This window comes from Ensifer sesbaniae (assembly GCF_013283665.1).
GTDB classification, from domain to species: Bacteria; Pseudomonadota; Alphaproteobacteria; order Rhizobiales; family Rhizobiaceae; genus Ensifer; species Ensifer sesbaniae.
The window spans coordinates 38,225-54,756 of sequence record NZ_JABEKU010000002.1 but is presented as its reverse complement, the minus strand read 5'-3'; the positions used below and the strand labels follow the sequence as shown (position 1 = coordinate 54,756).

At 60.3% G+C, this 16,532-nt stretch carries 14 protein-coding genes; 6 read left to right on the top strand and 8 right to left on the bottom strand.

Features of this window, described 5'->3' with window-relative positions:
* Positions 1 to 40 precede the first annotated feature (40 nt).
* Entirely contained in the window at positions 41 to 1,681 is a 1,641-nt protein-coding gene (locus BHMPCIPO_RS18165; RefSeq protein ID WP_173518258.1) for a TIGR04028 family ABC transporter substrate-binding protein, read from the bottom strand.
* A gap of 335 nt (positions 1,682 to 2,016) precedes the next feature.
* Here BHMPCIPO_RS18165 and galE point away from each other — a divergent pair, with 335 nt between their 5' ends.
* The gene (gene galE, locus BHMPCIPO_RS18160; protein ID WP_173518257.1) at positions 2,017 to 3,003 is read left to right on the top strand and encodes a UDP-glucose 4-epimerase GalE; all 987 of its coding nucleotides are present in this window, start codon (positions 2,017 to 2,019) and stop codon (positions 3,001 to 3,003) included.
* Positions 3,004 to 3,058: 55 nt separating this feature from the next.
* Here the strand turns inward: galE and BHMPCIPO_RS18155 are convergent, their stop codons facing one another.
* The 4 genes from BHMPCIPO_RS18155 to BHMPCIPO_RS18140 form a co-directional block, all read right to left on the bottom strand.
* Positions 3,059 to 4,084 (bottom strand): acyltransferase family protein, encoded by a 1,026-nt coding sequence (locus tag BHMPCIPO_RS18155; RefSeq protein WP_173518256.1) that lies wholly within the window; start codon positions 4,082 to 4,084, stop codon positions 3,059 to 3,061.
* Positions 4,084 to 5,367 carry an O-antigen ligase family protein gene (locus BHMPCIPO_RS18150; RefSeq protein ID WP_312033049.1) on the bottom strand — a complete coding sequence of 428 codons (1,284 nt, stop codon included), beginning with the start codon at positions 5,365 to 5,367 and terminating at the stop codon, positions 4,084 to 4,086. The genes BHMPCIPO_RS18155 and BHMPCIPO_RS18150 overlap by 1 nt, the downstream gene beginning before the upstream one ends.
* Before the next feature lie 8 nt (positions 5,368 to 5,375).
* Entirely contained in the window at positions 5,376 to 6,647 is a 1,272-nt protein-coding gene (locus BHMPCIPO_RS18145) for a polysaccharide biosynthesis/export family protein (protein WP_173518255.1), read from the bottom strand.
* Between the two features lie 73 nt (positions 6,648 to 6,720).
* Positions 6,721 to 7,401 carry a sugar transferase gene (locus tag BHMPCIPO_RS18140; protein ID WP_173518254.1) on the bottom strand — a complete coding sequence of 227 codons (681 nt, stop codon included), beginning with the start codon at positions 7,399 to 7,401 and terminating at the stop codon, positions 6,721 to 6,723.
* 741 nt (positions 7,402 to 8,142) lie between these two features.
* Here BHMPCIPO_RS18140 and BHMPCIPO_RS18135 point away from each other — a divergent pair.
* Positions 8,143 to 8,427, top strand: coding sequence for an exopolysaccharide production repressor protein (locus BHMPCIPO_RS18135; RefSeq protein ID WP_173518253.1), 285 nt, complete (start codon positions 8,143 to 8,145; stop codon positions 8,425 to 8,427).
* A gap of 219 nt (positions 8,428 to 8,646) precedes the next feature.
* Complete coding sequence (locus BHMPCIPO_RS18130) at positions 8,647 to 9,666, top strand: glycosyltransferase family 2 protein (protein ID WP_246304459.1); 1,020 nt, start codon at positions 8,647 to 8,649, stop codon at positions 9,664 to 9,666.
* A 46-nt stretch (positions 9,667 to 9,712) separates the two neighbouring features.
* Here BHMPCIPO_RS18130 and BHMPCIPO_RS18125 read toward each other — a convergent pair whose 3' ends face one another.
* The 3 genes from BHMPCIPO_RS18125 to BHMPCIPO_RS18115 form a co-directional block, all read right to left on the bottom strand.
* Positions 9,713 to 10,153 (bottom strand): lipid-binding SYLF domain-containing protein, encoded by a 441-nt coding sequence (locus BHMPCIPO_RS18125; protein WP_173518251.1) that lies wholly within the window; start codon positions 10,151 to 10,153, stop codon positions 9,713 to 9,715.
* 408 nt (positions 10,154 to 10,561) lie between these two features.
* Positions 10,562 to 11,509 (bottom strand): polysaccharide pyruvyl transferase family protein, encoded by a 948-nt coding sequence (locus BHMPCIPO_RS18120; protein ID WP_173518250.1) that lies wholly within the window; start codon positions 11,507 to 11,509, stop codon positions 10,562 to 10,564.
* Positions 11,510 to 11,596: 87 nt separating this feature from the next.
* Positions 11,597 to 12,562, bottom strand: a complete 966-nt coding sequence (locus tag BHMPCIPO_RS18115) for a glycosyltransferase family 2 protein (protein ID WP_173518249.1) — start codon at positions 12,560 to 12,562, stop codon at positions 11,597 to 11,599.
* A gap of 122 nt (positions 12,563 to 12,684) precedes the next feature.
* Here BHMPCIPO_RS18115 and BHMPCIPO_RS18110 point away from each other — a divergent pair, with 122 nt between their 5' ends.
* From BHMPCIPO_RS18110 to exoK, 3 genes are all read left to right on the top strand, one after another.
* Entirely contained in the window at positions 12,685 to 14,169 is a 1,485-nt protein-coding gene (locus BHMPCIPO_RS18110; protein ID WP_173518248.1) for a lipopolysaccharide biosynthesis protein, read from the top strand.
* A 409-nt stretch (positions 14,170 to 14,578) separates the two neighbouring features.
* Positions 14,579 to 15,700 (top strand): acyltransferase family protein, encoded by a 1,122-nt coding sequence (locus tag BHMPCIPO_RS18105; RefSeq protein WP_376741709.1) that lies wholly within the window; start codon positions 14,579 to 14,581, stop codon positions 15,698 to 15,700.
* 2 nt (positions 15,701 to 15,702) lie between these two features.
* Complete coding sequence (gene exoK, locus BHMPCIPO_RS18100; protein ID WP_173518247.1) at positions 15,703 to 16,485, top strand: endo-1,3-1,4-beta-glycanase ExoK; 783 nt, start codon at positions 15,703 to 15,705, stop codon at positions 16,483 to 16,485.
* Positions 16,486 to 16,532 lie beyond the last annotated feature (47 nt).

Here is a 16,532-nt window from a genome sequence, read left to right as displayed (position 1 = left end):
AGGAGTGGCGGCCACCGCGAGCGCGGTGGCCGCGGCTCGATCAGTGCTCGGCGAGCCAGGTGCTGTAGAAGCTTGGGCGACCGACGGCCTCGAAGGCGACGCCCTGGACATATCGTGCACCGGCATAGGCCTGCGGCTCCTCGAAGATCGGGATCGCATAGGCCTGGTCAACGACGTAGTCCTGGATCTCGCCAGCAATCGCCAGGCGCTTTTCGCGGTTCGGTTCGGAGGCCAGGGCCTCGAGCAGGCCGTTCAGCTTGTCGTCGACGAAGCTCTGGACCTTGTCGCTGAGACCGCCCTTCTGGCGCAGCACGTCACGGTTCTTTGGATAGTATTGGCTCTTGATCACATCCGGGTCGGCGCGGCCGACCATGGCCGGCGAGACCGGCGTCTTCAGGGGATCGAGATCGTCGACCGTCTTGCTGCCGCTGTCGCCGGCAAGCACGTTGAGCTTCACGCCCACCTTGCCCCATTGCTGGGCAACCAGTTGCAGCGTTTCCTTGTTCTGCGGCTGCGGCAGAGATTCATAGGCCGTCAGAACCAGTTCCTTGCCGTCCTTCTGGCGCAGGCCATTGGAACCGACCAACCAACCGGCCTCGTCAAGCAGCGCCTTGGCTTTCTCGGGATCAAAAGCAAGCTTTGCCGAGATATCCTTGTAGCCGAGTGCGGAGGACGCGATGATCGATGTCGCCTGCGGATAGTTGGCCGAAAACAGCGTCGTGACGATTTCCTTGGTGTCGGTCGCATGCAACAGTGCCTGGCGCACCTTGACGTCGGCCACCAGTGGATTGTCCGGCCGGAAAACGACGCTGTTGTTCACGCCGCGTGTCGATGGTGCGTAGATCTGGTAGTCCTGTGCCTCGACCTGACCCTCGTCATAGGCCTGGACCTGGCGGATGAAGTCGGCCTGGCCCGCAAGCAGCGCACCGATGCGGACACTGTCCTCGCCGGTGATGATATAGGTGATGCCATCGAGATAGGCTCGCCCCTGGTGCTCGAGCTTCACCGGCCCCCAATTGTACTCCTCGCGGGCCTTGAGTTTCAGTTCCTTGCCGATCGTCTCGCTCTCGACCACGAAGGGACCGGAGCCGATTATCTTGGTCGCATCGCCGAGTTCTTCGAAGGGCAATGCGAGAGTGCTTGCCGCCACGAGACCGGAGCCGATCACCGATGTTCCCTGCAGGAAACCGGGTGACGGCTTCTTGAAGTAGAATTTCACCGTCAGCGGGTCGACGACTTCGCTGCGTTCATAGTTGTTGATGACCTCGGAAACCGGGTGCTTCAGCGCTCTGTTGCCGAGGCCGAAAACGTCGTAGTTCTTGGCGACGGCTGCAGCGTCAAGCGGCGTGCCGTCAGAGAAGGTGACGCCGGGGCGGATCTTGAACGTGTATTCGGTTGCATCCGCGTTGACCGTCCAGGATTCGGCAATCCACGGCTCGATCTCGAGCGTCTTCGGGTTCTGATAGGTCAGCTTGTCGGTGATCTGATTGAGGATACCGCCGTTCGGATAGAAGCCGCCTGCGGGGGGATAGAGATTGGTATGGGCCTGCTGCTCCAGATAGATCAGTGTTCCGCCCTTGGCCGGCTCCGCCGTGCCTTCGGCCCGGGCACCCGGGTGGGCCAGGCTGGTTGCTGCAAGCATCGCCAGGGTAAGCGCTAGCCGTTTCAGTTTCGTCGTCATGAGAGCCTTCCTTCAAAAATCCGAAGGCAATGGTACGACTGTCGGCGTCATTATCAATTAAATCTAGTAAATTAATATGCTATATGTTTTGGCGGATGGGAAAGAAGCATCTCGCTCATGGGCCAGGCTGAGATAATTGTCCCCGGAGCGGATTTTCGCGCCGACCTCGACATGGCATTGAGTGGCTTGTCCTTGTGGAAAAGCCGCCGCTCAGCCTGCCCGCCACACACGCGACATGGACGCGTGCTTGATTGCAGCCGGCATTGACAAGCCTGTCATTATCCGTTGAAAAATCTCGGCAATTCCTTTGAACCTCCCAGGGATCGAAAAGCATCATGGAAAGCAACAAAGTCCTCGTCGTCGGCGGTGCCGGCTATATCGGCTCGCACACCTGCCTCGAACTTGCCAACAAGGGATTCGAACCGGTCGTCTACGACAACCTGTCGAATGGTCACGAGGAATTCGTCAAATGGGGCGTTCTCGAAAAGGGTGATATCCGCGATCGCCAGCGGCTCGACGAGGTGCTTGCCCGTCACAAGCCGCGCGCGATCCTGCATTTCGCCGCGATGATCGAGGTTGGTGAATCGGTCAAGGACCCGGTCTCCTTCTACGACAACAACGTCATTGGCACCTTGACGCTGCTTTCGGCCGCGCTCGCCGCCGGCGTCGAAGCCTTCGTCTTCTCATCGACCTGCGCAACCTATGGCCTGCCGGAAAGCGTTCCGATCGACGAGCAGCACCGGCAGGCGCCGATCAACCCCTATGGCCGGACAAAGTGGGTGTGCGAGCAGGCGCTGAAGGACTATGGCCAGTACAAGGGCCTTCGTTCGGTGATCCTGCGCTACTTCAACGCCGCCGGCGCCGATCCGGAAGGTCGCATCGGCGAGTGGCACGAGCCTGAGACGCATGCGATCCCGCTTGCGATCGACGCTGCCCTTGGCCGCCGCCAAAGCTTCAAGATCTTCGGCACGGACTACGACACCCGCGATGGCACCTGTGTCCGCGACTATATCCATGTGCTCGATCTGGCCGACGCGCATGTGCGCGCCGTCGAGTACCTGCTTTCCGGCGGCGACAGCGTCGAACTCAATCTCGGCACGGGTACGGGCACGACCGTCAAGGAGCTTTTGACGGCGATCGCCGACGTCTCCGGCCGCGCGTTCAATATCGATCTGGTCGAGCGTCGCGAAGGCGATTCCACGACACTGGTCGCCAACAACGACAAGGCACGCGACATTCTCGGCTGGGTCCCGCGATACGATCTGTCGGACATCACCCGCACCGCATGGAACTGGCATTCGCGTCGCAACCAGGGCGCCTGATGACGTGCTGACGTCGGTGCGGCGATTCGTGCGCCGCGCCGACGAGAACCGTAAGCTACACCACCTGCTGCGATGGCTTCGACACGATCCGCGAGCGCAAACGCCGCGTCAGCGGTTTTTCGAAGAGAATATAGGCAGCGGCGCCCAATGCCGTTCCCGCCAGGACGGCGAGGAACGCCGATAGCGGCAGGTCCACACCTGCCCGGGCACAGACCTTCACCACAACCGATATGGCGAAGGTATGCCAGAGATAGATGGAATAGGACGCGTCGCCGAGAAGCATCGGCATCCCGCGCCCGCGAAACCAGCCACGGTCCTCAAGCGCCAATGTGCCGACGACGAGCATGACGGCCAAGGGGCCAAGGACGAATTCGTCGAAGGGCAGACGAAACACGGCTAGCGCCGAAAAACCCGAAATAGCGGTTGCGACGAAAGCCCATCCGACATTGCTTCCCCGTACCCTACCCCGCAGCCAAAGCTCGGCTATGATCATGCCGGCCACGAATTCGAGAATGATCGGCCGCGTGTAGGCGACGAACAACGCGTTGTCGCTGTCGATGGCATAGCCCAGGCCCACCAGCAGCAGGAAGCAGGCGGTGATCGCCAGCAGTCGCCGCGACCGCGGCACAAGCAGGGTCAGGGCGAAGAGGGCGTAGAAGAACATCTCGTAGTTCAGCGTCCACCCCTGGACGAGAACTGGCCAGACCTCGCCGGTGCTTGGGGATGGCATCGGGACGAACAGCAGCGACGCCATCACGTGAGCGGGGCTGAGCACCAGATTGGGAAAAAGTCCGGCAAGGCCGCCAAGGACCATCACCATCGTCGCCAGCCAATAGACCGGCGCGATCCTTTGCACGCGGTCTCGCAGGAAGGAGAACGGCGACATCGGCCGGCGCTCGCTGATCACCCACATGATGAAGCCGCTGATGACGAAGAAGATATCGACGCCGGCAGCGCCGATCGCGAAATGATGCCCCGTGCGCTCGGCCGCATGAAAGACGACGACGCCGAGCGCCGCAAAAGCGCGCAGATACTGGATGCCGTAGATTGTGGCCTTCACGCCCCCCGTGGTCCGATCCATCAGTACCTCAACTGCGGCATGCCATGCGGTGCGATCCGCGCGCTGCGGATCTCAGCCGGGCGCAATTCGGGCCGGGTGAGCGGCAGGGTCAGTTTGCCGGCGGCGAAATAGAGCAGGAACGAGCCGACGTGATAGGGGTTCATGATGTCGATCTCGACGAACGAGCGAACCAGCAGCAACATGGCGACGCCGAAGAGCACCGAGGACTGGGTATCCTGGTCTAGCGTCAAGAGGCGCTTGATGTGGCCGAAGACAGTCGTCAGCAGAATGCCCGACAAGAGGACAAGCCCGATGGCACCGGTTTCCACGATCGCCTCGATGAAGGTGTTGTGGAAGTGGAAGCCCGCGCGCGTCGCGATGTAGAACTCCTCCCAAAGGCGCTCTGCCTCCGAGAAGCCCTGTACCCAATAGGCCTGGTAGCCAACGCCCACCAAAGGCGAGGCCATGGCTGCTGCAATGCCCTGCTGCCACAGATAGGTGCGCCCGGTCAGCGTCGAATCCTTGCCGAAGAGGCCGAGCACCAGATCGACGCCGCCGCCGTAGATGCCCGCGACAGCAACCAGCGCGCTGCAGATGACGGCCGCAAGAAACAGACCCTTGCGGTGGCCGGGCGAGAGCAACCCGACGACGCGCATGCCAAGCCAGAGCCCGATAATCACGGCGGTGGTCAAGACGGACGTGGCCGATTGCGAAGCGAGCAACGAATAGGCCGCGAGCAGTCCGACTGCGGCGGATGCGAAGAGCCACAGGCGTCGCTCCCCAAGGGCGACAGGCGCAATGAAAGCGAAATAGATGCCGAGCGAGGCGTAGAAGCCCAACTGGTTCTTCGAAGCGAAAGCGCCGACGAAGCTGTATGTGCCGTCGAGCGGGTCCAGGTGGTAGACGCCAAAAAGCAGCGAATAGACGAGTACGATCCCCGTCCCCGCAATCGCGCCGCGCGTCAGCGTTCTGATGTCGATGAGCCGCATGGCGATCAGCGCGCAGACGACATGCGAGAGATATTGGATGCCTGTGCGTGCCGTCATCGCAGGAGCTGCCGACCAGAAGACCGACAGGCAGGCAAAGACGGCAAAGCCGAGGATCCAGAGACGCCTGCCGTAGTTGCCGAGCACGCGACGGTAATCGACAAGCACCAGCGGCAGCCAAAGCCCGTAATAGAGCAGGATCGACGCCTGCCCGAAGCGTGACGAATAGGCGAAGACGAAAAACGACAGCGCGACCGCAACGGTGCCATAGGCGCCGTTGCGGTCAGGCGATATCAAGCTCGACTTCGCAATTCTCACGGCCGATCCTACTGTGTCGCGAGGTTTGCTTGAACCTTGATCACGTCACCGGGCAACACCGCGGTGTTTTCATCGGCAGGGATCTCGGTCGGCTTGCCGTCACGCTCGCGGATGATCGAATAGCCGATGACGGCATCTTCCGTATTGTCCTTCGATCGGGCCGCTTCTGCCGACTGCAACAGTGCTTCGGCCATCAGGTCGCGGCTGGTGCCGAGCTTGAGCTGCAGCGTTTCGAGCTCGGCTTCGGTATTCTGGAGATCCTGCGCCAACTGCGCGTCCCAGTCGTTGCGAAGATTGGTCTCGTCCTGTGCCGCCTTGCTGGCATCCTGCTTCGCCTTGAGCGAGGCCGTGTCGATGTCGAGCAGGGCCGCCTGCAGTTCTGCCACCCGCTGCTCCAGCGACAGCTTGCGCTGGCTGAGCGCCAGCCCCTTTTCGGCCAGGCTCTCGACCTTCTCGCGATCTTCCACCACCAGCTCCATCTGGCGGTTTTGAGTTTCCGACTTCTTTGTCAGCGACTGGATTTCGCTTTCCAGCAATGACTTCAGGTCGGCGAGTGATTTCAATTGCAGCTTCTGCTTCCGGTCGCGCGAGGCCATCAGAGCCGTCTCGTTCGCAAGAAGCTTGTCGATGCCCGGTACGCCCTGGAGGTCCTTCGGCAACTCGATGTCCTGCTTGTCGGCAATCTCCGCCTGAAGCCGGGCGCGGCGGATCAGCAGCCTGTTGCGTTCCGCTGTCTGCACGCTCGATTCGCCATGAGCGTTGATGTAGTCGCGGGCGAAACGTTGGCCGCTTTCGGAGCGACGCAATCCGCCGCCGAGGCTTATCGCTTTCAGCACCGTCAGATTGGGTGCGTAGGGATATTCGCCTGGCTTTTCGACTTCGCCCGATAGATAGAGCGGGCGGTATTGTGCGAGTTCGACGGAGGCGGACGGGCGATCGCGCAGACCAAACAGGGTCTGCATTTTCTCGCCGATCGCTTCACCGACCTCGGCGGTCGTCTTGCCGGCCGCCGGCAGATCGCCGATGAACGGCAACGACAGTGCACCGGACGGCCCGACGGTATATTCACCGGTGATGACCGACCAATCGCGCACAGCGCCTTCAGCGGTCTGCCACTCGGCTACGCGGATTTTGAGCTTGTCCATGGTACCAAGTTGATAGTCCTCGGCTCGGACCTGAGCGGCCCCGAGGACCAAAGCGCCGGCCAGGACGGTGTGGTGAAGGAAACGAGACACCTTGCGGGAAATCCGAGACTTCCCTGACGGAGCATGCTTGTTCATATGAGCTTCCCGTTAAAAGACGCCGATCCCGCGGCCGACCGTGTTGGTCGGGCGGGAGTCAAAGCGCTGATCGTCAGTAGCTGCCGCGCGAGAAGCAAACGGCTGGAATGGTCTTCACGACGATGGAGAAGTCGCTGAGCAAGGACCAGTTCTGGACATAGTGGGTATCGAACGCGACGCGAGCCGCGTAGGATACGTCGTTGCGCCCGCTGATCTGCCACAGGCCGGTCAGACCGGGACGCGATTGCAGGTAGTAGACGGCAGCACTGTCATAGAGCTCCAGCTCATCCTGCACCACCGGCCGGGGGCCGACGATGCTCATTTCACCGCGCAGGATGTTGATGAGCTGTGGCAGTTCGTCGAGGCTCAGCTTGCGCAGCACGCTGCCGACGACGGTGACCCGGGGGTCATCCTGCAGTTTGCGTGTCGCACGCCACTCCTCGTAAGCGGCTGGATTGTTTCTAAGATACTCTTGCAGAATCCGGTCGCCGTCCGCCCGCATCGTGCGGAACTTCAGACAACGGAAAGGCTTCCCGTTGTGACCGATACGGCGATGGCCATAGAAGACGCTGCCGCCGTCAGAGAACTTGACGAGCGCAACCAGCATCAAAAAGAGCGGGCTCAGAAAGACGAGCGCCAGTGAAGCGGCAAAAATATCGAAGCCACGCTTCGAAATACCACCCACGGGCTTGAGCGCCGCAGTCTCTGCGGCACTGAAAAACGGCGAATTGGCCGATCGAGTCGCAGACTTCATAGAGATGACTCCATTTACGTTGGCGAATGGTCGGTCCCCCGAAAGGGAGCACTCATTATTCAAGGAAGAGTGTGTGGTGAGAATTTGTCTTTTGAAGGCAAAATAATGGCGGGTACCCGAAAGGCGCCCAAACGACGAATATCACTGATTTCGAATATATAATATTTCCATCCGGCAAGGCGATATATTGTCAGACGATGAAGTCTTACGTTCGGCGCTTTCGTGTATTGTATTCAAGGCGCGCAATTGTGTTGCGATAAAGCCAATATATCTTGGTATCTGTTATGTTTGCTTTCATCTGCAATCACGTGTTTTAGCCTCGATGAAAATTGACAGGCGTCAGTCTTTCCGACCGAATGCTGCGTTGCAACAGGGTTTTGCACCGCACGCGCAGCGGGACACCAAAAGTTAATTTTGTAACAAAAGGTGATGTCAATCGTTACGCAAACAGCAACCAGGGGGCGGTGCGGGCCTGACAAAACGCCGGATGGTGGAGGAATTGCCTTAGGATTGCCATGGAGTCACAAAGGCCGGACCGACGCGGGATCGAAAAACGGCCAATTTGATTCGTATGCCTGGTGTTCTAAACGCGACATAAAGACTTTGGAGGCAGAGTGGCGGCAGGACGCGGGCTTTTGGCGGTTGAAGCGAAAGGGCGCTGCCAATATATTGGAACTCTGAGGAGGAAAGGCCGAACTCCGATGACCACATCGTCGACATTACCGAGTGCGAGGTAGCGCTATGTACGCACCGCGCGTTCTTGCGAGCATGCTCGGCGCCCTCGCCGTATTTGCGATCGTTACCTATTTCCTAAACGGTTCATTGGCGTCGACACTTCTCCAGACCGTCATATGCGCCGTTCTGATGCAGGTCGGCTATTTCCTGGCCGTGCTTTACCTCGTGTGGAAGAAGGCGCGGGAAAAGGAAAGACAGGCCGCCGCGTTGACGCAATTGGCTGGCGACGAGAAGTCAGCCGCCAAGGCGCCGCCGAGCGGCCTTGATCGCCCCGGGCATTTCAATCGGTGACCCCGGCCGGGCTTGCGGTCGGCTGACGGCAACGATCCACCAGAAAATCATATCTTTGACGCGTTTGCGACACGATCGCCCTGCATGGTTCGGCCGTCGCCATCGTCGGCGACGTCACGTGGCCGACTTGACCCAGAAAGCGGGCCACGCCGAACGGAAGTGCCGCAGCGAACGCAAAGACCAGTGCGCTGCCTGTAAGACACGATGCTGGAGGCCCTCATGACCACGGACGTCTGCGTCATCATCGCCGCAAAGAATGCCGAGGCGACCATCGCCCGAGCCGTTGCATCGGCCTTGGCCGAGCCGGAAAGCGCCGAAGTGGTGGTTATCGACGACGGATCGTCGGATGAAACCGAGGCGGCTGCCCGCTTGGCCGACGACCTGAGCGGGCGCCTGACGATCGTGCGCTTCGAAAGCAATCGTGGACCGTCAGCCGCCCGCAACCATGCCATTTCGATCAGTCGTTCACCGGTGCTTGCCATCCTCGACGCCGACGATTTCTTCCTGCCGGGTCGCCTCGGCCGGTTGCTCGCGGAGGATGATTGGGACTTTATTGCCGACAACATCGCTTTCATCGACGAGGCCGCAGCGACCGACGTCGCCCGGAAGATCGACAATTTTCAACCGCAGCCCCGCCTGCTTGGCCTTATCGACTTCGTTGACGGCAACATCTCCCGGCGCGGCGTGAAGCGCGGGGAGGTCGGGTTCTTGAAGCCGTTGATGCGCCGCGACTTCCTGGATCGTCACTCCATCCGCTACCAGGAAACGCTTCGGCTGGGCGAAGATTACGATCTCTATCTTAGCGCTTTGGCCAAGGGCGCGCGCTACAAGGTCATTCGCAGTTGCGGCTACGCGGCAATCGTGCGCAGCAATTCCTTGAGCGGTAGCCACCGTACCGAGGATCTCAAACGGCTCTACGAGGCCGACCGGATTATCCTCGCGGCGAACAGGCTGGAGAGTGCGGCTGAGGCCGCGATCCGAAGACACGAGCGGCACGTCAGGAGCCGTTATCAGCACCGGCACTTTCTCGATTTGAAGAGAGAACGCGGCGCGGTTGCCGCAATAGGCTATCTTCTACGGCAACCCGATGCCGTTCCCGCCGTCACGGCCGGCATTCTTGCCGACAAAACCGAACGCTTCAGACAACCTCGCTCGGATGCTCCGGCCGCTCTCGGTGGCGCCGGAGGGCTGCGTTATCTCCTTCCCGCAACTGCGGACGGTCAAGCGTCCAATCGCTGAGTTTTCACTCCTGCCTATCCAGCGACTGGCGAACGGGTGACGCCCCCTACTTCATGGTGATGGTCATCCCGCTGACATCGGCGTTGACTTGAAGGCCGACCTGCTTGCCTGAGAGTTCAAGTTCGGCGCCCTTGTCGTTGGTCATGACGATCACCTGGGCCCCTTTGCCGACCGCACCGCCACCGCCCGCCGCAGCGTAAACTCCCGTCACATCTTGGGCGCGGCGAATGTGGCGCACGGTACCTTGGAAATAGGTCTTAGAAGCCCCAAAGGCGAGGCCGCCCGAGATGCCGCCAACCGTGATCGGATAACGGCGACCATGGAAGGTTAGCGTGCCCTCGCCTCCGGCGCCACCCACGAAGAAAGCGGCCTTGTAGATGGCGAAGCGGATCTGGCCGGTATCGGCGTGCGCAACACTGGCAATGCTGATTCCCGCCGCGGCGATAACGGTGACCGCGACTGCACGGAAGCTGGACGAGATTTTCATGATGAGAGCTCCTCACTTGTCGCCGCGGACCCGGCGGGCCGGATACGTCAGCGTCGTATCAAAGTTACAACTGAACAGCCCGGCCGGACATTAGTTCCGCGCCCGTAACTGATTTTCGACGGGGCTGGCCCCTCATAACAGGTCGCTTCTGTTGAGTGTGCCTGCGGCATCCGATCCCTGAACGGATGGATACGACCGAGCCCGAGTGCCGATCTTTGGCCAGTTTCATTTTTACGATCGAAACCAAGGGCTTATGCCATCGCGGCTTGGCAACAAGACGGCCCTCGGATCCTCATCATGGCGTGCCCATCCGGACGGGGGCCGGCGGCAGTCGACGTTCGATCCTGGTCGAATGGGCGATCAGGTTCGGCGCATCAGCGCTGACGCGCCAAGGCCGTGGCCGGATCATCAGAAGTACGCGCGCCGTACGGCCGCCAGTGCTTCCTGAAAGCGGTCCTTGCGCTCGGCAAGTCGGTCGTCTGCGCTCAATTGCGGTGTTGCCCGCATTGCCTGCCAGAGTGCGAGCGTCGAAGGTGCGGCAAGAACCTGCTTGGCGGCGCTGCGCAGGAAGGTCTGTCTCGGCTCTGTTGCTGCCGCGATCACACCGTGACCGACGGGGCGCAGGTTCGGGGCTTCGGCCAGCGCCTGTGCCTCGAAGTCCATCCCCCAGAAACGCTCCCCCTTGAGCATGGCTTCGGCGCGGCTCGATACCGGTACGTGGCGAGGCTGATAGCGGACGCCGACGGTGCTTGCCCAATCGTTCCACTTGAAGCTATTGATGCTGTCGGACGTCGTCACGGCCACCCACGGCACGCGGAAAGCATCCGCGAGAATGGCCCCATGCATCGATTCGGCGATGATGAGCTCGGACTGGGCAATCTCACGGATCACGCTTTTCGCTTCGCCACGCGGATCGATATAGTGCAGGCCGACCGTACCGCAGGTCACCGGCCACATGCCGGCAACCGCACTTTCCCAGTGCGGAACGAAGCTGCGTTTATGGCGCTTCGGCAGGTTTTGGAACTCCGGCATCTCGGCGACCATCACGGCGGGATCGATGATGCCCAGTTCGGGCGCGATGCCGATTTTCCCGGCGGTCAGCGGGCCCCGAACACAACGAATGTCCCATTCCTTCGGGTCATGCATGTCTGGCAGGGTGCCGTAGCCGAAGCCGCTGCCGATAACGAGCTTTCTGATGCCATCAGGCAGAAGCGCCCGGTTGAGCACCGTGCCGACGCCCACCAGCAGGATTCCCTCATGAACGTCGCGCAACCCCGGCAGCAGGAAATCCCAGAGCCAAAGATTGAGGTCGTCGCCGAAATTGCCGTGCTGAGATTCCCAATAATAGGGGTTCATGGGGTAGTCCCTTCTTTCAAAATGCCGGGTACGTCCGGGTACCGACAGGCGGTCTGTTCTTCCTTCTCGAAGGAGCGTTTCGGTTGCTCAATGCGAACGGGAAAACTTGCCGAGAGCGAGTTCCAGCGCGCTTCGCAGGAGTCTGGGATCACGCAGGACCCAACGCGCCAGCAAGCGGAATTGCGGCGACTTGCGTCGCTTGAGCCGGCGCGCCTGGCTCCACAGCGCCTGACGCCGGGCCGTATGTTGATAGGAGCGGATCGAGGCGATTGCCGTGGGCTTGCGTGAGAAGCGGCCCTCGAGCGTTTCCAGGGCAACGAAGGTGTTGAACTGCTGCTGCAGGAACTGTGGCGAATCGTTGTCGATCGAGTGAAAGATGTTGATGCCCTCGCCCCGCTCGGCGCCGGCTTCGTCGCAAAGCACGACGCGTCTTGCGGCGAGAATGCAGTCGCAGAAGAACAAGACGTCCTCCGCTGCCAGTCTCAGCGCCGCATCGAAGCGGATCCTCTCGAAAAGGCTGCGCCCGATCACCATGCAGGAAAGATGCAGGAAGCTCCAGTTTCTGAGCATCACATTGGTAAGGTCAGGAATTTCGACGACCAGCGGCGCTTCCTGCAGCCTGACGACGCTGTGGCTTTCCGTCAGTTCGGCAACATCGAAATGGTAGTAGAACGCCTCGCCGCCAGTGATCGAGGCCCAATAGCAGTCGGCGCCAAAGCGGCTCATGCTTTCATAGGCATTTTTCAGATGGTCCGGGGTCCATTCATCATCGGAATCGAGGAATGCCACGAACTCGGCATCGTCAGGAACATGGTCCAGTCCGGTGTTGCGTGCGCCGCCGGGCCCCTTGTTGGGTTGGCGAATCACGGTCAGCCGCGCTCGTTCCTCCTCGGTTAACGGTTTCAACTCCTCATCTATCGAATAGGGTGAGCGATCGTCTATCACCAGAACGTGGAAGTCCTGGAACGTCTGGGCAAAGACGGAGCCGAGCGCCCGCCGAAGAATACCCGGTTCCTTCTGATAGTATGGAATAATAACAGTCAGCTTCGCCATCTTTTCGCCCCTGCGGTTTCTCTAAAAGAGTCTTGCGTGGTCTCCTCCCACCGGGTCGCGGCCTTATATTTAGCCCTAGTCCTTTGTCGGGAATCCTTCAAAGGCATCATAGGATGCTCGCTATGCCCTCAACCGTAAATGCCAAGTCCGTGACACGGAATGTCGGCTGGAGCGTCCTTTCAAAGACAGGTACTTTCGGGCTGAAGTTTGTCACGGTGCCGATTCTGGCGCGGATCCTCACTCCGGAAGAGTTCGGAACGGTGGCTGTTGCGCTCACTGTCGTGCAGTTTCTGGCGATGATCGGCGGTGCTGGTCTCGCCTCCGCGCTGATCATTCAGCGCGATGAAGACATGGAGCTCATCCACTCCGCTTTCTGGGCCAATCTCGCGGTCGCGCTTCTGATGGCGCTTGCGCTTTTCGCCTTCGCCGATCCGCTCGCAGGCCTGCTCGGGGCGCCCGAGGCGGGTCACCTGCTCCGGATCATGAGCCTGCTAATCCCGCTGCAGCTTGGCGGAGACGTCGCCTATTCGCTCCTTGCCCGCAGGATGAATTTCAGCAAGGACGCGGTCTGGACCATGATCTCCGAAACCGTCGGGGCGCTTGTTGCCGTCGGAGCAGCCCTTCTTGGCTTCGGCGTCTGGTCCCTGCTGGCGCAGCTTTTCGTCTCCGCATTCATCCGCCTTGCCGGCCTTTATACCGTATCCGGCTATGTGCCCCGATTGGTCTTCTCCCCGCGCCGCGTTCTTACGCTCAGCCGATTCAGTTTCGGCATGATGGGGTCGGAAATGGCCAATTTCGTCACTTTCCAATCGCCGATGGTGGTGGTCAGCCGGTACCTCGGCCTTTCGGACGCCGGAGCCTATTCGGCGGCAAACCGTTTCTCCAGCATTCCCAACCAGATCGTGCTTTCGGCGGTCATGGGCGTGCTCTTTCCAGCCTTCAGCCATATGGGCGAAGATCGTCAACGGCGGTCACAAGCGCTGATGCTGAGCACGCAGGTCACCACCATACTGCTCGCGCCGATGATGTTTGGCCTTTGGGCGCTCGCCGAACCCGCAATGCTGGTCCTTTTTGGCCAGCAATGGGCGGCAGCCTGGCCGGCCCTTGGATTGCTTGCGCTGTCAAAGGGACTTTTGACGCCCTGCAGCACCTACATTCCCTACCTGAAAGGGATCGGCCAGGGGACCGTCCTCTTCTGGTGGGCGGTGATCCGCGCCGTCGTGACGACGGCGGCGGTCGCGTATGGGGCGATCGGCGGCTCGCTCGTGGACGCGATGATTGCGCTCTGCGTCGTCAACCTGGCAACGCTGGTCGGCTATTCCTGGGTGGTATTCCGGGCCGACCGCCTACCCTTCCTGCGCAGCTTCCTGGTCTCGATCAGGCCGATGATCGCCGCTTTCGTGATGGCGGTTGCCGTCAGGCTGTTGCTGGATTTCTATGGTGCGATGGTCCAGAACGCGGTCGTGCAGGTGGTTATCGGAGCCGCGGTCGGCGGACTGATCTATCTCGTGCTGATGTTCCTGGTAGAGCGTCCATTGTTGCTGAAACTCTACGGCATGATCCGCAAACGCGATGTCGAGCCGACCGCGCCCGCGGCGGCGGAATAACCGATTGAAGGGCTGGAAACTGCCTCACCCTCGCCGCATTTCGGTTTGGCGCACGCTCACACAGGTCCTTTTTCGCCTGACAGAAGAGAAAAAATGCACAATTTTACCGCGTCTCAGCACGAATTATGCAAGTGAAAGTATCGACCAAATAAGCATCTGATAATATTCTGTAAACGCCGAGGGCATAGGCTTTTTTCCTCGTCACCGCCGCTCCGATAGGCACATTTTCCTAGAAACCGGGGAGCGCGCCATGCTGCATTGCAACAAACTGCGACCGATTCGTTTGCTGCGGCGCCATATTTTGATCCGCGCCCAAGCCTACCTTTAGCACAGTGAAATGCGGGCTCTGGTCTGCTCTGTTGAAACGGTCGCCTGCAAATGGCGCTGGCAGATAGGGGTGACGGACATCGTGGATGTGAACGCGAACATCTCGTCGCGGATCAATCTGATGCGCATCGTACTGATCTCCGGCATCGTCTTCGTGCACGTGCCGCATGATCCGGCGACGAGCCCGTATGTTGGCACCTATGGTGTGCTCGATTGGCTGCGCGTCTTCCTCGGCGACAGCCTTTTTCGTGTCGGTGTCCCGTGCCTCAGCGCGATCTCCGGCTATCTCCTGTTCCGGCGTGGCCTCGACAATTTCGATTACGGCAAGACGCTGAAGACAAAGGCAAGAACCGTTCTGTTGCCCTTCCTGCTTTGGAACATAGCTTTTCTTGCGCTCGCCTTCGTTGCGCAAAGCAAGGGTATCAGCTTCGGCTACCTGCCGGATGTCGTGGGTGCAAGCGCACGGGAATGGGTGAACCTCGCCGTGGCCCTCCAGGGTCTGCCGATCAACGTGCCACTCTACTTCCTCAGGGATCTGCTGCTTTGCATCGTGCTTTCGCCGGTCCTGGCGTGGCTGATCAAACGCTATCCGATGCAAACGCTCGCCCTGCTGTTCGCCTATGTCGTGCTGCCATTGCCAAACGGGATCTTCCTGAAGAAGTCGATCCTCTTTGGTTTCAGCGCCGGCATCTACATGAGCCTGCATCGCGTCGACGTTCGCAGTCTCGATCGCTTTGCCTGGCCAATCGCCATCACCGTTCTTGGCGCCTCTGTGCTGCTTTCGCTCCTGCTCTACCCTTACGGACCGGACTTCCCTGTCTGGGTCGACATGCTGCGCAGCCTGACGGCCTTGTCCGGCATCCTCGGTTCCTGGGCGGTTTCCGCGTTCCTGGTCCGCACGGGCTGCGGGGCGTCGCTGGCGCGCGGCGGCGGGCTCAGCTTCTGGATCTTCTGTGCGCACTATCCGCTGCTGGTTCTCTTCTGGATGATCTGGAACCGCACCGGTTTCGGATATTACCCGGCCTTCTACTACACGGTTCCGTTCATCACGATCGCCATCCTTGTCGCCGCCTACGGCCTCGCCGGGCTTTGGCTTCCGAACCTGACCGCAATCCTGACCGGCAGTCGAGCGGGAGCGACGCGAGGCGCGAGGGCGCGGCCGGCGGAAGCGCACGCCGAACTCTCACCACAGCAAAGGACCTGACCATGAGATCTTCCGGACCTCACCGCCTTGCCCTTTTGAGCCTTGTCGCCATTGGCCTTGCCGGCCCGGCAAGCGCCGCAGGCATTGGAGAGGCAACGTCCTTCATCGACAACTTCGATACGCTCGACACCGGCATCTGGTACGTCTCAGACGGCTGGAACAACGGGGCACACCAGAACTGCACCTGGTCCAAGAAGCAGGTGAAGGTTGAGAACGGCATTGCGGAACTCTCCTTTGCCGAAGGAAAGCTTAGCAAGCGCAACTACGTCTGCGGCGAAATCCAGACACGCAAGCGCTTCGGCTACGGCACCTACGAGGCCCGCATCAAGACGGCCGATGGTTCCGGGCTGAACTCGGCTTTCTTCACGTATATCGGCCCGGCCGACAAGAAGCCGCATGACGAGATCGATTTCGAAGTCCTCGGCAAGAACTCCGCAAAGGTTCAGATCAACCAATATGTCTCCGCCAAGGGCGGCAACGAAAAGCTTGTCGACGTGCCCGGCGGCGCCAACCAGGGTTTCAACGATTACGCCTTTGTCTGGGAAAAGGAGCGGATCCGCTACTACGTCAATGGCGAACTGGTCCACGAAGTCACCGACCCCGCGAAGATCCCCACCAACCCGCAGAAGATTTTCTTCAGCCTCTGGGGAAGCGACACGCTTTCGGATTGGATGGGCATCTTCTCCTACAAGGGGCCTACGACAATGCAGATCGATCGGATCGCGTTCACCGCACCGGGAGACAAATGCCAGTTTGCCGAGTCTGTCGTCTGCCGAACGAACTAGGCGGAGGCGAGGAACAGCATTCATAGGCGACGCGTTCAAACCGCGAC

What these genes read in the sequence shown, in the direction of transcription:
- BHMPCIPO_RS18155 (WP_173518256.1), bottom strand. Translation starts at nt 4,084, where the DNA reads ATGGATCGGACCACGGGGGGCGTGAAGGCCACAATCTACGGCATCCAG.
- BHMPCIPO_RS18165 (WP_173518258.1), bottom strand. Translation starts at nt 1,681, where the DNA reads ATGACGACGAAACTGAAACGGCTAGCGCTTACCCTGGCGATGCTTGCA.
- BHMPCIPO_RS18115 (WP_173518249.1), bottom strand. Translation starts at nt 12,562, where the DNA reads ATGGCGAAGCTGACTGTTATTATTCCATACTATCAGAAGGAACCGGGT.
- galE (WP_173518257.1), top strand. Translation starts at nt 2,017, where the DNA reads ATGGAAAGCAACAAAGTCCTCGTCGTCGGCGGTGCCGGCTATATCGGC.
- BHMPCIPO_RS18135 (WP_173518253.1), top strand. Translation starts at nt 8,143, where the DNA reads ATGTACGCACCGCGCGTTCTTGCGAGCATGCTCGGCGCCCTCGCCGTA.
- exoK (WP_173518247.1), top strand. Translation starts at nt 15,703, where the DNA reads ATGAGATCTTCCGGACCTCACCGCCTTGCCCTTTTGAGCCTTGTCGCC.
- BHMPCIPO_RS18140 (WP_173518254.1), bottom strand. Translation starts at nt 7,401, where the DNA reads ATGAAGTCTGCGACTCGATCGGCCAATTCGCCGTTTTTCAGTGCCGCA.
- BHMPCIPO_RS18130 (WP_246304459.1), top strand. Translation starts at nt 8,647, where the DNA reads ATGACCACGGACGTCTGCGTCATCATCGCCGCAAAGAATGCCGAGGCG.
- BHMPCIPO_RS18120 (WP_173518250.1), bottom strand. Translation starts at nt 11,509, where the DNA reads ATGAACCCCTATTATTGGGAATCTCAGCACGGCAATTTCGGCGACGAC.
- BHMPCIPO_RS18145 (WP_173518255.1), bottom strand. Translation starts at nt 6,647, where the DNA reads ATGAACAAGCATGCTCCGTCAGGGAAGTCTCGGATTTCCCGCAAGGTG.
- BHMPCIPO_RS18110 (WP_173518248.1), top strand. Translation starts at nt 12,685, where the DNA reads ATGCCCTCAACCGTAAATGCCAAGTCCGTGACACGGAATGTCGGCTGG.
- BHMPCIPO_RS18125 (WP_173518251.1), bottom strand. Translation starts at nt 10,153, where the DNA reads ATGAAAATCTCGTCCAGCTTCCGTGCAGTCGCGGTCACCGTTATCGCC.